Origin of the sequence: Allobosea lupini (assembly GCF_900109525.1) — a bacterium.
In the GTDB taxonomy this organism is placed as follows: Bacteria; Pseudomonadota; Alphaproteobacteria; order Rhizobiales; family Beijerinckiaceae; genus Allobosea; species Allobosea lupini.
Genome location: NZ_FOAN01000001.1, coordinates 469,543 through 485,628, shown reverse-complemented (window position 1 = coordinate 485,628; position 16,086 = coordinate 469,543). Strand labels below are relative to the sequence as shown.

Sequence of the window (16,086 nt, the reverse complement as noted above, 5' to 3'; positions counted from 1 at the left end):
GATATCGAGTCCGCTTCATCGGTCTGCTTGCTGAGCGCGCTGACTGGAACGAGCCCGGGGAGCGCTTGCTGCGATTTCGGCAACGAGCTCGCCGACATGGCTGAGACGGCGCAATCTCAGGCCGTTGCCGTCGCCGATATCGGCTCCCGCCGCGGGCAGGACGGCACTCTCGAAACCCAGCTTGGCGGCCTCGCGCAGTCGCGCAGCTGCGACCGAGACCGGCCGGATCGCGCCTGACAGGGCGATTTCGCCGAAATGGACCGCGCCGGACGGCAGGATCGCCCCGGTCAGCGAGGAAACCAGCGCGGCGGCGACGGCAAGGTCGGCCGCCGGCTCGCCGACGCGCAGGCCGCCGGCGACATTGAGATAGACGTCGTGCTGCCCGAGCTTTAAGCCCCCATGCGTCTCCAGCACGGCCAGCACCATGGCCAGGCGGCTGTTTTCCCAGCCGACCACGGCGCGACGCGGCGTGCCGAGCGCACTCGGCGCCACCAGCGCCTGGATCTCGACCAGCACCGGCCGCGTGCCCTCGATGCTGGCGAGCACGGCGGCGCCCGGCGCATCCTGGTCGCGCCCGGCGAGGAAGAGGGCAGAGGGGTTGCCGACTTCGGAGAGGCCGGCGCCGGTCATTTCGAAGACGCCGATCTCGTCGGTGGCGCCGAAGCGGTTCTTCTGGCCGCGCAGGATGCGGAAGGAATGGGTGCCTTCGCCTTCGAAGGACAGCACCGCGTCGACCATGTGCTCGACGACACGCGGGCCGGCGATCTGGCCATCCTTGGTGACGTGACCGACCAGGATCAGGCAGGCGCCGGAGGTCTTGGCGTAGCGGATCAGCGCCTGGGCCGAGCCGCGCACCTGAGTCACCGTGCCGGGCGCGCTCTCGACCTCGGACGACCACATCGTCTGGATCGAATCGATCACCACGAGGGCCGGGCGCTCGCCTTGCCCGAGCGTGGCGATAATGTCTTCGATGTTCGTCTCGGCGGCGAGGTCGACCGGCGCTTCCGCGAGCCCCATGCGCTGGGCTCGCAGGCGAACCTGGCTGGTCGATTCCTCACCCGAGACATAGACCACGCGCCGGCCGGTCATCGCCATGGCGGCGCAGGCCTGCATCAGCAGGGTCGACTTGCCGATGCCGGGATCGCCGCCGATCAGCAGGACCGAACCCGGCACGAAGCCGCCGCCGGTAACGCGGTCGAGCTCGCCGATCCCGGAGACAATGCGTGGTGCGTCCTGCGTCTCGCCCTTCAGGCTCTCTAGCGCGAAGATGCGGCCGCGGGCTCGACCGCCGGAGGGCACTCGGCCCCCACCGGGGACCGGCGCGGCCTGAGCTTCTTCGGAGAGCGACGACCAGGTGCCGCAGGAATCGCACTTGCCCTGCCAGCGGTGGTAGACCGCGCCGCAGGCCTGGCAGACGTAAGTCGGGCCGCGCTTGGCCATCGCTACATTGTCATTCCGGGGCGCGGCAAAGCCGCGAACCCGGAACCCATGACGGGGTGCGGCCTTTGCCTGGCGCTGCAGGAAGCGTTCACCAGGTCGTGGCTTCCGGGTTCTTCGCTGGCGCGAAGCCCCGGAATGACAATGGAGGTGGCAGCCATCGCGTCAAAGCCCGACATAGCGCCGCGCGTGGCGGCGGCCGAGGCTGGTCAGGATCTCGTAGCCGATCGTCTTGGCCCCGGCGCCCACCGCCTCCAGGTCGAGCTCGCCCCCGATCAGCGTAACGGCTGAGCCGCGTTTGGCCGCCTCGGCCGGTGCGTCCGAGACGTCGACGATGATCAAATCCATCGAGACCGTGCCGACGAAGGGGCAGCGCACCCCGCCGACCAGCGCCGAGCCGCCCTGCGAACGATCGGTCCAGCTGGCATTGCGCGGGTAGCCGTCGGCATAGCCCAGGCAGATGGTGGCGAGCTTGCGCCGACCCTTCGCCGTCCAGGTGCCGTTATAGCCGACCTGCGTGCCGGTCTCGACCTCGCGCAGCTGGATGATCTGCGCCTCGAGCCCGACCACCGGCCGCATCGGATTCGGCTTTCCGGGTGTCGGATTGCCGCCATAGAGCGCATAGCCCGGCCGGGTGATTTGGTAGGAGGGGCAACCCGGCAGGAAATGGCCGGAGGAGTTCAGCAGCGAGGCGGGCACGCCGGGAAAGGCCGCGGCGACTTCGGCGAAGGCCGATACCTGCCGGGCGTTGGCCGGGTCGTCGATCACTTCCGACGCAGCAAAATGGCTCATCACCAACCCGATCCCTGCGGCGGCGACCACCCCGCTTTTTTCGCGTGCCAGGTCGAGCCCTTCGCCGGGCCAGAGCCCGAGCCGGTTCATGGCGGTGTCGACATGCAGAGCCGCCGGCCTGACCTTGGCGCCGCTCTGCCGGAAGCCGGCCCATTCGAGCAACTCCTCGTGCGAGCCCAGCACTGGCGAAAGGTCGTGCTCGGCGTAAGTCCCGCCGGTTTCCGGCGCGAGGCCGTTGAGCACATAAATCGCCGCCTCCGGCGCGACGGCACGGGCGCGCACCGCCTCGGACAGATGCGCGACGAAGAAGGTCCTGCAGCCGGCCTTGGCAAGGGCCGTGACGGCCGGCTCGATGCCGATGCCATAGGCATTGGCCTTGACCACGGCGGCGGCTTCCGTGCCGGCGCGCTGCTTCAGCATACGCCAATTCGCGACGAACGCGCCGAGATCGATCGTCAGGATGGCGCCGTGGCCGGCATTCTCGGGCGTGTCGAAGGCGTTCATTCGAGGCGTTCCGGTAGATGGCTCTGATCGGCCCTGTCGGAGAAGCGCGTCACGTCGGCGTCGAACTGCAGCGCGACGGTTCCGGTCGGGCCATGGCGCTGTTTGCCGATGATGAGCTCGGCGAGACCATGGGCCGCCTCCATCTCCATCACCCACTTGTTGTGCTCGTCGGTGCCCGGCCGGGGCTCCTTGCCCTTGAGATAATACTCTTCGCGATAGACGAACATCACCACGTCGGCATCCTGCTCGATCGAGCCGGATTCACGCAGATCCGAGAGCTGCGGGCGCTTGTCGTCGCGGTTCTCGACCTGGCGCGAGAGCTGCGAGAGCGCGACGATCGGGACGTTGAGCTCCTTGGCCAGCGCCTTCAGGCTGGTGGTGATTTCGGTCAGCTCCTGCACGCGGTTCTGGCCGGCCTTCGAAGAGCCGGAGAGCAGCTGCAGATAGTCGATGAACAGGATGTCGAGCCCCTTCTGGCGCTGCAGGCGGCGGGCGCGGGCGACGAGCTGGGCGATCGAGATGCCGCCGGTCTGGTCGATATAGAGCGGCAGTTTCTCGATCTGGGCGGCAACGTCGGTCAGCCGGGCGAAATCGCCCTCGGTGATGCGGCCCTGCCTTATCTTGTAGGAGGAGATGCCCGACTGTTCCGCGACGATACGGGTCGCGAGCTGGTCGGCCGACATTTCGAGCGAGAAGAAACCGACGATGGCGCCGTCGACCGACTTGATCGTGCCGTCCTCCTGGCGCTCGCCGCGCCAGGCCTTGGCCATGTTGAAGGCGATATTGGTCGCGAGCGAGGTCTTGCCCATGGCCGGGCGGCCGGCGAGCACGATCAGGTCGGAGCGCTGCAGGCCGCCCATCCGCGCGTCGAGATCGCGCAGCCCCGACGAGATGCCGGAGAGGCCGCCGGCGCGCTGGAACGCGCTCGCCGCCATGTCGATGGCGAGCCGCAGCGCCCCGTCGAATTTCTGGAAACCGCCCTCGTACCGGCCCTTCTCGGCGAGCGCATAGAGCTTGCGCTCGGCATCCTCGATCTGCTCGCGCGGCGCCATGTCGACCGGCGCGTCATAGGCGACGTTCACCAGTTCTTCGCCGACGCCGATCAACTGGCGACGGACGGCGAGGTCGTAGATGGTCCGGCCATAGTCGGCAGCGTTGATGACGGTCGTCGCCTCGGCCGCGAGCCGGGCGAGATACTGCGGCGCAGTGATGCCGCCGAGATCGATCTCGCCGACGAAGGTCTTGAGCGTGATCGGCGTCGCGATCTTGCCCGCCCGGATCATGCTGCTCATCAGCTCGAAGATCCGCCGGTGCAGCTCCTCGAAGAAGTGCTCTGGCTGCAGGAAGTCCGAGACCCGGTAGAAGGCGTCGTTGTTGACCAGGATGGCGCCGAGCAGCGCCTGCTCCGCCTCGATATTGTGCGGCTGGACGCGGAAGTTGGCCTCGTGACTGGTCTCGAGGCGGGCGACGAGGGCGGTGGCAGTGGCCATAGCCTGCAGGCAATCTCGCTGGGATGAGTCGGAACTGGTTCACTCTAGCATTTGCCGGCGCTTGGCGAGTGTCAGGAACGCAATCCACCCCAGTTCACAGGCGATACGAAAAGGGCGCCGTGTTGCCACGGCGCCCATTGACTCGTGCAAGCCTCTGAAAGGGCTCAGCGGTCGTCGCCGGCCTCGGCCAGCGCCGCGCCGACTTCGAGGCCGAGATCGTCGAGATCGAACTCCTCGCGGGCGGTGACGTTCTCGCCGGCCGCCTGGCGCTGGGCCTCTTCAGCCGAGCGGGCGATGTTGACGGTCACGGTGACCGAGACTTCCGGGTGCAGCACGACCGGGACGGTGTGCAGGCCGAGCGTCTTGATCGGGGTGTTGAGCGTGACCTGGTTGCGGTCGACGGTGAAGCCCTCGGCGCCCAGCGCCTCGGCGATGTCGCGGGTCGAGACCGAGCCGTAGAGCACCCCGGACTCGCCCGACTGGCGCAGGATCACGACCGACTGCCCGTCCAGGTTCTCGGCGACCGAGTCGGCCTCGCGCTTCAGCTCGAGGTTGCGGGTCTCGAGCTGGGCGCGCTGGGTTTCGAAGCGCTTCTTGTTCTCTTCGGTGGCGCGCAGGGCCTTGCCGCGGGCGAGCAGGAAATTGCGGGCATAGCCGTCGCGCACGCGGACGGTCTCGCCCATCTGGCCGAGCTTGGCGACGCGTTCGAGCAGGATCACTTCCATGGGTCTTCTCCTTTGAGTTCGTGAGAGGCGTTTGGGTTCAGGCAGCAGGCGACGCCGGCGGCTTGCGCCGGCGAAGGTCGATCAGCGCGTCGGCGATGCCGAGCAGCGCGAGGAATGGGAAGACGGTGATCAGCATGACCACGAGCGCGAGATAGATCGCGAGCAAGGTCGGCGTCCGCCAGGATTTGCCCCGGCTGAGGTCGTGGACGGCGGCGAGCCCGGCGAGGCCGAAGGCGGCGATCAGCGCGCCTGCCAGCGCGGCGCCGGCGAGGCCGATGAAGCCGCCGGCGAAGCTGAGCAGGATCCCGCCGACGAGCCCGGCCACGGCCTGCGCCGGCAGGCGGGTCGCGGAGATGAGAGGCCAGGGGCGCGGCAGCCGGCCGGAGACCCGCACCGCCTTCGCCGCCAGCCAGAGATTGGCGACGATCATCGGCACGAAGGAGGCGCCGGCCGCGGCGGGCACAAGGGCCGCGAGCCGGGCCGCGATTTCGCCGGCGTCGACGCCTGCTGGCAGCCGCACGACAGGGCCGATGCCCTCGCCGCCGCTGAGCACGAGCCGCAGGCCGTGCGTCATGACACGCTGGTAGGTCTCGAAATCGGTGGAGATGGCGAGCGCGCCGCCCACCGTCACCAGCGTCGCGACGGCGGCGATCCAGACCAGCAGGCGTCCGAGCGGATACCATTCGCTGTTGTTCTGGTCGTCATTGCGGGCCAGCAAGGCGAGATAGGCGATCCACCAGGCCGGCAGGGCCGCGCCGATGGCGAAGGCGAGCCCGAGCGAGAGCTTGAGCACGAGGGTGACCGCGAGCGTGCCGGAAGCGACGGCGACCAGTCCGGCGCGGTGGTTCCAGCCGAGCGCTGCGATGAAGACGGGGAGCGGGGCGACATAGGACAGCAGCAACGCCAGCGGCGATCCGGTGATCACCACTGTGAACAGAAGGGCTGAAACCAGCCCGGCGCCGATGCCGACGATGGGGAGCATATCCGTCCTGCTGTCCCGCTGCTCGAAAAGGGCAGGGTGAGAGGCTGATCGCCTCAACATACCAGACGGGTTTTCACCGCCTGGCGACTAAAGTCTACGTGGGATCGAAAGCCCGGCGGCGCTGGGCGCCGCCGGGGAAATCTTCACCCGCTCAGCGGATGACGTAGGGCAGCAGGCCGAGGAAGCGGGCGCGCTTGATCGCCTGGGCGAGCTCGCGCTGCTTCTTGGCTGAGACGGCCGTGATACGCGACGGCACGATCTTGCCGCGCTCGGAGATGTAGCGCGAGAGCAGGCGCACGTCCTTGTAGTCGATCTTCGGCGCGCCCTCGCCCGAGAACGGGCAGGACTTGCGGCGGCGGAAGAAGGGGCGGCGGGCGCCGGCGGATGCAGTCGACATGCTCAGGCCTCCCCAGCGGTAGCTTCGGTGGTCGCTTCGTCTTCACGACGCGGACGCTCGCGGCGCGGGCCGCGGTCGAAACGGTCACCGCCGCCCGGGCCACGGTCGAAACGATCGCTACGCTCGTCGCGGTCGCGCTTCTGCAGCATGACCGACTGACCTTCCTCGAGTTCCTCGACGCGGATGGTCATGAAGCGCAGCACGTCTTCGTTGATGCGCATCTGGCGCTCCATCTCGGCGACGGCCGCCGCGGGAGCGTTGATGTTCAGCAGCGAGTAGTGCGCCTTGCGGTTCTTCTTGATGCGATAGCCCAGCGACTTCACGCCCCAGTACTCGACCTTGGGGACGGAACCGCCATTCGCCTCGACGATGCCCTTGAACTGCTCGACAAGGGCCTCGACCTGCTGCGCGCTGACATCTTGCCGCGCGAGCAGAACGTGCTCGTACAATGCCATGATTGGCCTTTCTTCGTTCACCGGTTTCGTTCGACGCGGAGCCCTCCGAGCCCTGGATAAAGGCCCGACAGGATTTCTTCGAAGGCGGAGACACGGGACGGCGGCCCCTTGATGCGGAGCCTACGAAACGCTTCCTTGCGGGAATGGCTTCGCCGTCCGTTCAGCCTCCGGCCGAACAAACCGAGGCGGTCGTTACCGCGAGGCAGTCCATCATGCAAGCGGAAAACATCGCAAAAAGCTGATGCAAGTCGACTTTCGTCGCGTAAACGCCTTGACTTGGCCAGCTGCACGGTGCGACTGCGCCCCGACTTGTTAACCAAGAGCAGGATGCGAAAAAGCGGGAACTGGTTTTTCGCATCCTGCTCTCAACTTCAAGTCAGAGACGGATCTAGTTTTCAGTGGAAACGCGTGGCGCTTCGACCGAAAACATCCGGCTCCGGCATCGTTTTCAGGACCATTGTGACATGGCGACGGCTTTCATCTTTCCAGGGCAGGGTTCGCAGGCGGTCGGCATGGGCAAGGCGCTCGCCGAAGCCTTTCCGGTGGCGCGCGCCGTCTTCGACGAGGTCGATGCCGCGCTCTCACAGAAGCTCTCCGCCTTGATGTGGGAAGGGCCGGGCGAGGAATTGACCCTGACCGCCAATGCCCAGCCGGCGCTGATGGCGGTGAGCCTGGCCGCGATCCGCGTGCTTGAGGCAGAGGCCGGGCTCTCGCTCAGGACAGACGCCGCCTTCGTCGCCGGCCATTCGCTCGGCGAGTATTCGGCGCTGGCTGCGGCCGGCACCGTCTCGATCAGTGATGCCGCCCGCTTGCTGCGCATCCGCGGCGACGCCATGCAGAAGGCGGTGCCGGCCGGCGAGGGCGCCATGGCGGCGCTGCTCGGCGTCGAGCTCGACCAGGCCCGCGCGATCGCGGCCGATGCTGCGCAGAGCCAGGTCTGCCAGGTGGCCAATGACAATGGCGGCGGCCAGGTCGTGCTCTCCGGTGCCAAGGCCGCGGTCGAGCGGGCGATCGCGCTTGCCGGCGAACGCGGCCTGCGCCGCGCCATGCTGCTGCCGGTTTCCGCGCCCTTTCATTGCGCCCTGATGCAGCCGGCGGCCGAAGCGATGCAGGCAGCGCTCGCCGAGGTCGCGATGCAGGCTCCGGCCGTGCCGGTCATGGCTAATGTCGGCGCCGCGCCTCTGAGCGATCCGGCCGCCATCCGGGCTTCGCTGGTGGCGCAGGTCACCGGCACCGTGCGCTGGCGCGAATGCGTCGAGGCGATGGCGGCAGCCGGCGTCACTCAATTCTATGAGGTCGGCTCGGGCAAGGTGCTCGCCGGTCTGGTCAAGCGTATCGCGGCAGGATCCGCTGCGGCGTCGATCGGAACCCCCGACGACATCGCGGCTTACAAGGCCCAGAAGGGCTGACCGGCTACAAGCCGGGATAGGGGAGGCACAATGCTCGATCTGACGGGTAAGAAGGCGCTTGTCACCGGCGCCACCGGCGGCCTTGGCGGCGCTATCGCGCGCAAGCTCCATGCCCAGGGCGCGACCGTAGCCTTGTCTGGCACGCGTGTCGAAGCGCTGGAGGCGTTGGCGAAGGAACTCGGCGAGCGGGCCGAGGTCACGCCCTGCGATCTGTCGGATCGCGATTCGGTCGAGGCGCTGGTGCCGGCTGCCGAGGCCAAGCTTGGCGGGCTCGACATCCTCGTCAACAATGCCGGCGTCACCCGCGACAATCTCTTCATGCGTCTCAAGGACGAGGACTGGGATCTCGTTCTCGCCGTCAACCTGACCGCCGCCTTCCGGCTCTCGCGCGCGGCGGTGAAGAGCATGATGCGCCGGCGCTATGGCCGCATCGTTTCGATCGGCTCGGTAGTCGGCACCAGCGGCAATCCGGGGCAGGGCAACTATGCGGCATCCAAGGCTGGCCTGATCGGCATGTCGAAGTCGCTTGCCGCCGAGGTTGCGAGCCGCAACATCACTGTCAATGTCGTCGCTCCCGGCTTCATCGAGTCGCCGATGACCGACGCGCTGAACGACAAGCAGCGCGAGAGCATCCTCACCGACGTGCCGATGGGTCGGCTCGGGCGGGGAGCGGACGTTGCGGCGGCCGTGGCCTATCTCGCCAGCGAGGAAGCTGGTTACGTCACCGGGCAGACCCTGCACGTCAACGGCGGAATGGCAATGATCTGAACCGGTTATGTCAGTCTTTCAATGCACTTAAAGGTTTGATCTGCGCTCTCGCCAGCCTATTGCGAGTGTGTTAAGGACCCAGCCGGCCAAGCGCCGACCGGTGTTTCGGAGCTCGAACAGATCAGGTTGACGCAACCTGATGGGCAGATTCGGCTCCGGGCTCTTGTTGGGGGATGCGTGATCCGATCAGATGGCGTGGCAATCTGTTCGGCACGTGCTCTTGGGACTTGACGCCGGCCCGGTTGTTGCGTTTGTGCAGCCATGAACACCCGGCGTGGTCCGCCGCCAGGCGAAGGATCCGGGCCGGGAAATCAGTTTCACCCACGCGTCGCTGTCAGCGGTGTGTTTTTGAGGTTTGAGGGAAAGACCCATGAGCGATGTCGCCGAGCGCGTGAAGAAGATCGTGATCGAGCACCTCGGCGTTGAGCCGGAGAAGGTTGTCGAGGGCGCCAATTTCATCGAGGACCTCGGTGCCGACAGCCTCGACACCGTCGAACTGGTCATGGCTTTCGAGGAAGAGTTCGGCGTCGAGATCCCGGACGACGCGGCCGAGACGATCGTGACCGTCGGCGACGCGGTCAAGTTCCTGTCGAAGTCGGCCTGACAAGGCCTTGGCCCCGGCGCGCGCCGGAGCCGGATGATTTCAGCTGGAAACGCCTTGCGTTTCCAGCTGAAATCTGAATCCGTCTCTCAACTGTAGTTGGAGCAGGATTCATGCGAAAAGCCGGTTTCCACTTTTTCGCATCCTGCTCCAGCGCGCCGGAGCTGAATTGAGGAAGACCGATGCGGCGTGTCGTCGTCACCGGACTGGGCATGGTGACTCCGCTCGGATGCGGGGTCGAGCCGAGTTGGTCACGCATTCTGGCTGGCGAAAGCGGTGCCGGCCCGATCACCACTTTCGATGTCTCTGACCTGCCGGCCCAGATCGCCTGCAGTATACCGCGCGGCGATGGCTCGAACGGCACCTTCAATCCCGACGATTGGATGGAGCCGAAGGAGCAGCGCAAGGTCGATGATTTCATCGTTTTCGCCATGGCTGCGGCGACGCAGGCCCTGCGTGACTCCGGCTGGAAGCCCGAAAGCTATGAGGATCAGATCGCGACCGGCGTCGCCATCGGTTCCGGCATCGGCGGGCTTGGCGGCATCTATGAAGCCTCGCTGCTGCTGAAGGAGCGCGGCCCGCGCCGTCTCTCTCCCTTCTTCATCCCCGGCCGTCTCAGCAATCTCGCCGCAGGCTATGTCTCGATCGAGCACGGGCTGAAGGGCCCGAACCACGCCGTCGTCACTGCCTGCTCGACCGGCGCCCACGCTATCGGCGACGCCGCCCGCATGGTCGCGCTCGGCGATGCCGAGGTCATGCTGGCAGGCGGCGCCGAATCGGCGATCAACCGCATCGGCATCGCCGGATTCTGCGCCTGCCGCGCGCTTTCGACCGGTTTCAACGAGACGCCCGAGAAGGCCTCGCGCCCCTATGACAAGGATCGCGACGGCTTCGTCATGGGCGAGGGCGCCGGCGTCGTCGTGCTCGAGGAACTCGAGCACGCTAGGGCCCGTGGCGCGCGCATCTATGCCGAGGTCGTCGGCTACGGCATGTCGGGCGACGCCTATCACATCACCTCGCCGTCCGAGGATGGCGACGGCGCCTATCGCTGCATGCAGGCGGCGTTGAAGCGCGCGGGTCTGCGCGCCTCGGAGGTCGACTACATTAACGCACACGGCACCTCGACGCAGGTCGGCGACGAGATCGAATTGCGTGCCGTCGAGCGCCTGCTCGCCAATGCGCCGAACCGGCCCGCCATGTCCTCGACCAAATCGGCGACCGGCCATCTGCTCGGCGCCGCCGGTGCGATCGAAGCGATCTTCTCGGTGCTGGCGATCCGCGACCAGATCGTGCCGCCGACGATCAATCTCGACAACCCGTCCGTCGAGACCGAGCTCGATCTCGTGCCGCACAAAGCCAAAAAGCGGAAGGTCGACATTGCCCTGTCGAACTCGTTCGGCTTCGGCGGCACCAATGCCTCGCTGGTGATGCGCCGCCTCGTCGACTGAGGACAAGCGCGCTTTCGCCACAATTTTCGCTAGCCTGTCGCCGCCGTCGTGCAAGAATGCCGCGGCCCGGCCGACAGGCTGGTGTCGACACCGGCGCTGCCGGTCGTGATGTCAGGGAATCAGGCGAAACATCATGAGCCAGCCGCCTCGCGTTGCGCCGAGGAGCCCCAACGAAGCGCTGAAGCCCGTTGCACCGCCGGCCCCGCCGCCGAAGGCACGCAAGCGCCGTCGCTCGCCCTTCGTCGGCCTGCTCAGCGGGCTCTTCACCACTGTCCTCGTACTCGCCGGCGCCGTTGGCGGCGGCATCGCCTATCTCGACAGCCGCAGCAAGGCTCCCGGCCCGCTCGCAGCCGATCGCGTCCTGATCATCCCGAAGGAGAACGGGGTCACGGAGATCGCCGATCTGTTGCAGCGCGAGGGCCTGATCGAGCATCCCTGGGCCTTCAAGGTCGCGGCCTACACCTCGGGCAAGGCTGCCAGCCTCAAGGCCGGTGAATACCTCTTCAAGGCGCGCGCCAGCCAGAAGGACATTCTCGACGTCATCGCCGAGGGCAAGGCGGTCGAGCACTCGATCACCATCCCCGAGGGGCTGACGAGCGAGCAGATCATCGCTCGCCTGCAGCAGAACGACCTGCTCGCCGGCGACATCAACCAGGTGCCGCGCGAGGGGCAGATACTCCCGGATACCTACAAGTTCCAGCGCGGTTCGACACGCCAGGCCATGGTCGACCGGATGACGCGCGACCAGCGCCGCATCCTCAACGAGGTCTGGGCCAAGCGCCCGGCCGACCTGCCGATCAAGACGCCACAGGAACTCGTGATCCTCGCCTCGATCGTCGAGAAGGAAACCGGACGCGCCGATGAGCGCCCGCGCGTCGCCGGCGTCTTCATCAACCGGCTGAACCGCAAGATGAAGCTGCAATCCGACCCGACGATCGTCTATGGGCTCGTCGGCGGCAAGGGCACGCTCGGCCGTGGCATCACGCGCCCCGAAATCACCCAGGCGACGCCCTACAACACCTATGTGATCGACGGCTTGCCGCCGGGGCCGATCGCCAATCCGGGCCGCGCGGCGCTGGAGGCGGTGGTCAACCATTCGCGGACCAAGGATCTCTACTTCGTCGCCGATGGCAGCGGCGGCCATGCCTTCGCCGAGACGCTTGAGCAGCACAACCGCAACGTCGCGCGCTGGCGCCAGGTCGAATCGGCGAGACGCGACTCCGGACGGCCAGCCGCCGACGCCGGCGTCGACCGCGCCGAGCCGCCTCCGGGGCCGGATCAGCGCACCGAGGCGCCGGCCGCCGGCCGCCCCGACAGCCAGGCGGCGACGGCGCCCGACCAATCCGAGCCCGAGACCTATCCGGTTCCCGGCAATCGTCGTGCGGCGGCCGGCCAGCCTGTGCAGGCGGGCGCGGCCGGGACGCGGGCGCGCGCCTTCGACGCCTCCGAAGGCACGACGCGCGATCCGCTGCTGAACAAGACCTTCGACCTCAACAGCCCCAAGCAGGTCCCGCAGCTGAAGCCCTGAGCGACCTTTCCACATCTCGCGCTTGTAGAGCAGGCCGGGCCTGAATAGGGTCCGCGCGCATCGCGCATTCCACTCGGCGTTCCGATCGAGCGATCAGAATTCGCGTCAGCATCTACGTTGCGAGAAGGAAGACGGCGGCCTATGGCGATCGAGAGCATGACGGGGTTCGCGCGCGCGGCCGGCACGACCGGGGCGCACGCCTTTGCTTGGGAAGTCCGTAGCGTCAACGGTCGTGGCCTCGATGTCCGCGTTCGCGTCCCCACCGGTTTCGACAGCTTCTCCGAGGCGGCCCGCAAGCAGTTCTCCACTGCCTTCACCCGCGGCACCCTGCATGTCAGCCTCGCCATCACCAGCGAAGCCTCGGCTCCGCGTCCGCGCATCAACCAGGAGGCGCTCGCCGTCCTGATCGAGGCTGCGAGCCAGGTGAAGCTGCCTGCGAGCATCGCGCCTGCGACGCTGGACGGCCTGCTGGCGATCCGCGGTGTCGTCGAGGTCTCCGAGGAGAGCGGGGATGCGCTGTCCCAGCTCGAGAAGCCCGTGCTTGCGGCGCTGGCGGAGACGATCGCGGCGCTGAAACAGGCGCGGCTGGCCGAGGGGCGGGCGCTCGAAGCCATCATCTCCGGCCATCTCGACTCCATTGCCAGCCTGACCCTGGCCGCGGAAGCCCATCCAGGTCGCAGCGTCGAGGCCATCCGCGGGCGCCTCGCGGGACAGATCGCCTCACTGCTTGACGCCAGCAATGCGCTGGAGCCGCAGCGTTTGCATCAGGAGGCGGCGCTGCTGGCGGTGAAGGCCGATATCCGCGAGGAGATCGACCGGCTCCATGCCCATGTCGCGGCCTTGCGTGAGCTGCTCGCCCAGGGCGGGCCGATCGGCCGCAAGCTTGATTTCCTGGCACAGGAATTCGGTCGTGAAGCCTCGACGCTCTGCGCCAAGGCCGGCGATCCCGGATTGTCGCGGATCGGATTGGAGCTGCGCACGGTCGTCGACCAGTTGCGCGAACAGGTTCAGAACGTGGAGTGACGGCGATGGCCGATCTCATTCGCCCAGCCCGCCGCGGCCTGATGCTGGTCCTGTCGTCGCCGTCCGGCGCCGGAAAGTCGACGCTGACGCGGACCTTGTCGCAGAAGGAAACCAATCTCGATCTGTCGATCTCGGTGACGACGCGCGGACGGCGCCCGTCCGAAATCGACGGCGTGCACTACCGCTTCATCGATCGCGAGGCCTTCGACCTTCTGCGCGATCGCGACGATCTGCTGGAATCGGCCGAGGTCCATGGCAATGGCTACGGCACGCCGCGCAAGCCGGTCGAGGCGGCGCTGAAGGCCGGCCGCGACGTCCTGTTCGACATCGACTACCAGGGCACGCAGCAGATCCTGGAGAAGGCGCGCGAGGACGTCGTCGCGATCTTCATCCTGCCGCCTTCGATGGCGGAGCTGCGCTCGCGGCTGGTGCGTCGGGCAGAGGACGCGCCGGAGGTGATCGCGCGCCGCCTTGCCAATGCCCGCGACGAGATCGCGCGCTGGCACGTCTACGACTACGTCATCATCAACGACGATCTCGGTGCCGCCTACGAGTCGGTGCGCTCGATCCTGGCGGCCGAGCGGCTGAAGCGCAGCCGTGCCACCGGCATGCCGGCCTTCGTCGAGACCCTGCTGGGCGAGCAGGTCGGCTGATCAGCTCCGCGCTGTTGCCAGCGCATTGGCTAGTGCGACGAAACCGCTGACCGAGACTTCTTCGGCCCGCATCGTCGGCGACAACCCAGCGGCCTCGATCATCGCGACTGGGTCGGGGAACACGGCCTTCAGGCTCTGGCGTAGCATTTTCCGGCGCTGACCGAAGGCGGCGAGCGTCACCCGCTCGAGCAGGCGCCGGTCGCAGGGCTCCGGCTGCTGGCGCGGTACCAGCTGGACGATCGAGGAGGTGATCTTCGGCTGCGGCACGAAGGCGGTCTTCGGCACGTCGAACAGGATTTTCGTCTCGCAGCGCCAGTTGGCAAGCACGGCGAGCCGGCCATAGGCGGCGCGCTGCTCCGGCGTCGCGACGATCCGCTCGGCGACCTCGCGCTGGAACATCAGCGTCAACGAGTTCCACCAGGGCGGCCAGGAACCGGCGCTGAGCCAGCCGACCAGCAGCGGTGTGCCGATGTTATAGGGCAGATTGGCGACGATCCGCGCCGGGCTGCCGCCGAGCAGGCCGGAAAGGTCGACCGCGAGCGCATCGCCATCGACGACGTCCAGCTGGCCCGGATAATGGGCGGCGATTTCGGCCAGCGCCGGCATGCAGCGCCGGTCTCGCTCGATTGCGATGACACGGCCCGCCCCGTTCGCCAGCAAGGCGCGGGTCAGCCCACCGGGACCGGGCCCGATTTCGACGACGGTCTGGCCTTCGAGCGGGCCGGCGGCGCGGGCGATCCGGCCGGTGAGATTGAGATCGAACAGAAAGTTCTGGCCGAGCGCCTTCTGCGCCATCAGCCCGTGGCGCTCGACCACCTCGCGCAGCGGCGGCAATCCGTCCTGGGCGGCGGCGTTGCTCATGCCGGCGCTCCGTGCTCGGCGGCAGCCATGCGGGCGGCCAGCCGCAAGGCCGCGCACAGGCTGTCCGGCCGCGCGATGCCCTTGCCGGCGATGTCGAAGGCCGTGCCATGGTCCGGCGAGGTTCGGATGATGGGCAGGCCGAGCGTGACGTTGACGCCATCGTCGAAGGCGATGGTCTTGATCGGGATCAGCGCCTGGTCGTGATACATCCCGAGCGCCACGTCGTAGCCGGCGCGCGCGCGCGCGTGGAACAGGGTGTCGGCCGGATAGGGGCCGCTCGCTTCGATGCCGAGCGCCCGCAACCGCTCGATTGCCGGTGCGACCACGGCCGCATCCTCCTTGCCGAGCGCGCCGCCTTCGCCGGCATGCGGGTTGAGGCCGCAGAGCGCCAGCCGCGGGCGTGCGACACCGAAGCGGCGCTTGAGATCGGCGGCGGCGATCCGGCCGGTCTCGACGATCAGCTCGGTCGTCAGCTGCTCCGGCACCTCCGCCAGCGGGATGTGGATGGTGACCGGGATGACCGCGAGTTCTTCCGACCAGATCATCATCACGGGCCGCGGTGTGGCTTCGCGTCCGCGACCGGCGATCTCGGCCAGGAATTCGGTATGGCCCGGATGCCGGAAGCCGGCAGCGTAGAGCACGCTCTTGGCGATCGGGTTGGTGACGATCGCGGCGGCCTTGCCGGTCTCGACGGCTTCGACCCCGCGCTCGATCGCTTCGATGACGCCCGCCGCGTTGGCAGGATCAGGCCGGCCGGATTGCGCCTGCGCGCGATGCTCGAGCTCGATCACGGGCAATGCGGTGTCAAAACAGGTCTCGGCCTCGTCCCAGCCGACGCTGCGCAATGGAACCGGCAATCCCAGCCGTTCCGCCAATATTGAAAGCGTCGCACTGTCGCCGAGATAGGCGAAGGGCGGAATGCCTCGCCGCTCACGCTGCCGCCAGGCGGCAAGCGCGAGCTCGGGTCCGATCCCCGCCGGATCGCCTTGCGTCAGGGCAAGCAACCGGCGCAA

General features: G+C 67.6%; 16 protein-coding genes. 7 read left to right on the top strand and 9 right to left on the bottom strand.

Annotated features, from left to right (window positions below):
- Nucleotides 1–15: 15 nt before the first annotated feature.
- From radA to rpsF, 7 genes are all read right to left on the bottom strand, one after another.
- Nucleotides 16–1,440, bottom strand: a complete 1,425-nt coding sequence (gene radA, locus BMZ21_RS02365; RefSeq protein WP_091829395.1) for a DNA repair protein RadA — start codon at nt 1,438–1,440, stop codon at nt 16–18.
- Nucleotides 1,441–1,602: 162 nt separating this feature from the next.
- Nucleotides 1,603–2,733, bottom strand: coding sequence for an alanine racemase (gene alr, locus BMZ21_RS02360; RefSeq protein WP_091829393.1), 1,131 nt, complete (start codon nt 2,731–2,733; stop codon nt 1,603–1,605).
- Nucleotides 2,730–4,223, bottom strand: coding sequence for a replicative DNA helicase (locus BMZ21_RS02355; protein ID WP_091829391.1), 1,494 nt, complete (start codon nt 4,221–4,223; stop codon nt 2,730–2,732). The genes alr and BMZ21_RS02355 overlap by 4 nt, the downstream gene beginning before the upstream one ends.
- Nucleotides 4,224–4,387: 164 nt before the next feature.
- Nucleotides 4,388–4,948: a 50S ribosomal protein L9 gene (gene rplI / locus BMZ21_RS02350; protein WP_091829389.1), complete on the bottom strand. Its 561-nt coding sequence runs from the start codon at nt 4,946–4,948 to the stop codon at nt 4,388–4,390.
- Nucleotides 4,949–4,985: 37 nt separating this feature from the next.
- Entirely contained in the window at nt 4,986–5,930 is a 945-nt protein-coding gene (locus BMZ21_RS02345) for a DUF2232 domain-containing protein (protein ID WP_167561494.1), read from the bottom strand.
- A gap of 151 nt (nt 5,931–6,081) precedes the next feature.
- Nucleotides 6,082–6,327 (bottom strand): 30S ribosomal protein S18, encoded by a 246-nt coding sequence (gene rpsR / locus BMZ21_RS02340; protein ID WP_038367644.1) that lies wholly within the window; start codon nt 6,325–6,327, stop codon nt 6,082–6,084.
- 2 nt (nt 6,328–6,329) lie between these two features.
- On the bottom strand, nt 6,330–6,782 hold the full coding sequence (gene rpsF / locus BMZ21_RS02335) for a 30S ribosomal protein S6 (protein WP_091829385.1): 453 nt from the start codon (nt 6,780–6,782) through the stop codon (nt 6,330–6,332).
- A 464-nt stretch (nt 6,783–7,246) separates the two neighbouring features.
- Here rpsF and fabD point away from each other — a divergent pair, with 464 nt between their 5' ends.
- The 7 genes from fabD (at nt 7,247) to gmk (ending at nt 14,212) form a co-directional block, all read left to right on the top strand.
- Nucleotides 7,247–8,191, top strand: coding sequence for an ACP S-malonyltransferase (fabD, locus tag BMZ21_RS02330; protein ID WP_091829383.1), 945 nt, complete (start codon nt 7,247–7,249; stop codon nt 8,189–8,191).
- Between the two features lie 30 nt (nt 8,192–8,221).
- On the top strand, nt 8,222–8,959 hold the full coding sequence (gene fabG, locus BMZ21_RS02325; RefSeq protein WP_091829381.1) for a 3-oxoacyl-[acyl-carrier-protein] reductase: 738 nt from the start codon (nt 8,222–8,224) through the stop codon (nt 8,957–8,959).
- A 370-nt stretch (nt 8,960–9,329) separates the two neighbouring features.
- Complete coding sequence (locus BMZ21_RS02320; protein ID WP_043236751.1) at nt 9,330–9,563, top strand: acyl carrier protein; 234 nt, start codon at nt 9,330–9,332, stop codon at nt 9,561–9,563.
- 179 nt (nt 9,564–9,742) lie between these two features.
- The gene (gene fabF, locus BMZ21_RS02315; RefSeq protein WP_091829379.1) at nt 9,743–11,008 is read left to right on the top strand and encodes a beta-ketoacyl-ACP synthase II; all 1,266 of its coding nucleotides are present in this window, start codon (nt 9,743–9,745) and stop codon (nt 11,006–11,008) included.
- A gap of 133 nt (nt 11,009–11,141) precedes the next feature.
- Nucleotides 11,142–12,536, top strand: a complete 1,395-nt coding sequence (gene mltG / locus BMZ21_RS02310) for an endolytic transglycosylase MltG (RefSeq protein WP_091829377.1) — start codon at nt 11,142–11,144, stop codon at nt 12,534–12,536.
- Nucleotides 12,537–12,677: 141 nt separating this feature from the next.
- Nucleotides 12,678–13,559 (top strand): YicC/YloC family endoribonuclease, encoded by an 882-nt coding sequence (locus tag BMZ21_RS02305; protein WP_091829375.1) that lies wholly within the window; start codon nt 12,678–12,680, stop codon nt 13,557–13,559.
- A 5-nt stretch (nt 13,560–13,564) separates the two neighbouring features.
- The gene (gmk, locus tag BMZ21_RS02300) at nt 13,565–14,212 is read left to right on the top strand and encodes a guanylate kinase (protein ID WP_091829373.1); all 648 of its coding nucleotides are present in this window, start codon (nt 13,565–13,567) and stop codon (nt 14,210–14,212) included.
- Here gmk and rsmA read toward each other — a convergent pair whose 3' ends face one another.
- Both rsmA and pdxA read right to left on the bottom strand, forming a co-directional pair.
- Entirely contained in the window at nt 14,213–15,073 is an 861-nt protein-coding gene (gene rsmA, locus BMZ21_RS02295; RefSeq protein WP_091829371.1) for a 16S rRNA (adenine(1518)-N(6)/adenine(1519)-N(6))-dimethyltransferase RsmA, read from the bottom strand. It lies immediately after the preceding gene.
- Entirely contained in the window at nt 15,070–16,086 is a 1,017-nt protein-coding gene (gene pdxA / locus BMZ21_RS02290; protein ID WP_091829369.1) for a 4-hydroxythreonine-4-phosphate dehydrogenase PdxA, read from the bottom strand. Before pdxA ends, rsmA begins: the two co-directional genes overlap by 4 nt.

Bases quoted from the DNA above. Each gene is read 5' to 3' on its own strand.
- radA (WP_091829395.1), bottom strand. From the start codon at position 1,440: ATGGCCAAGCGCGGCCCGACTTACGTCTGCCAGGCCTGCGGCGCGGTC.
- alr (WP_091829393.1), bottom strand. From the start codon at position 2,733: ATGAACGCCTTCGACACGCCCGAGAATGCCGGCCACGGCGCCATCCTG.
- BMZ21_RS02355 (WP_091829391.1), bottom strand. From the start codon at position 4,223: ATGGCCACTGCCACCGCCCTCGTCGCCCGCCTCGAGACCAGTCACGAG.
- rplI (WP_091829389.1), bottom strand. From the start codon at position 4,948: ATGGAAGTGATCCTGCTCGAACGCGTCGCCAAGCTCGGCCAGATGGGC.
- BMZ21_RS02345 (WP_167561494.1), bottom strand. From the start codon at position 5,930: ATGCTCCCCATCGTCGGCATCGGCGCCGGGCTGGTTTCAGCCCTTCTG.
- rpsR (WP_038367644.1), bottom strand. From the start codon at position 6,327: ATGTCGACTGCATCCGCCGGCGCCCGCCGCCCCTTCTTCCGCCGCCGC.
- rpsF (WP_091829385.1), bottom strand. From the start codon at position 6,782: ATGGCATTGTACGAGCACGTTCTGCTCGCGCGGCAAGATGTCAGCGCG.
- fabD (WP_091829383.1), top strand. From the start codon at position 7,247: ATGGCGACGGCTTTCATCTTTCCAGGGCAGGGTTCGCAGGCGGTCGGC.
- fabG (WP_091829381.1), top strand. From the start codon at position 8,222: ATGCTCGATCTGACGGGTAAGAAGGCGCTTGTCACCGGCGCCACCGGC.
- BMZ21_RS02320 (WP_043236751.1), top strand. From the start codon at position 9,330: ATGAGCGATGTCGCCGAGCGCGTGAAGAAGATCGTGATCGAGCACCTC.
- fabF (WP_091829379.1), top strand. From the start codon at position 9,743: ATGCGGCGTGTCGTCGTCACCGGACTGGGCATGGTGACTCCGCTCGGA.
- mltG (WP_091829377.1), top strand. From the start codon at position 11,142: ATGAGCCAGCCGCCTCGCGTTGCGCCGAGGAGCCCCAACGAAGCGCTG.
- BMZ21_RS02305 (WP_091829375.1), top strand. From the start codon at position 12,678: ATGGCGATCGAGAGCATGACGGGGTTCGCGCGCGCGGCCGGCACGACC.
- gmk (WP_091829373.1), top strand. From the start codon at position 13,565: ATGGCCGATCTCATTCGCCCAGCCCGCCGCGGCCTGATGCTGGTCCTG.
- rsmA (WP_091829371.1), bottom strand. From the start codon at position 15,073: ATGAGCAACGCCGCCGCCCAGGACGGATTGCCGCCGCTGCGCGAGGTG.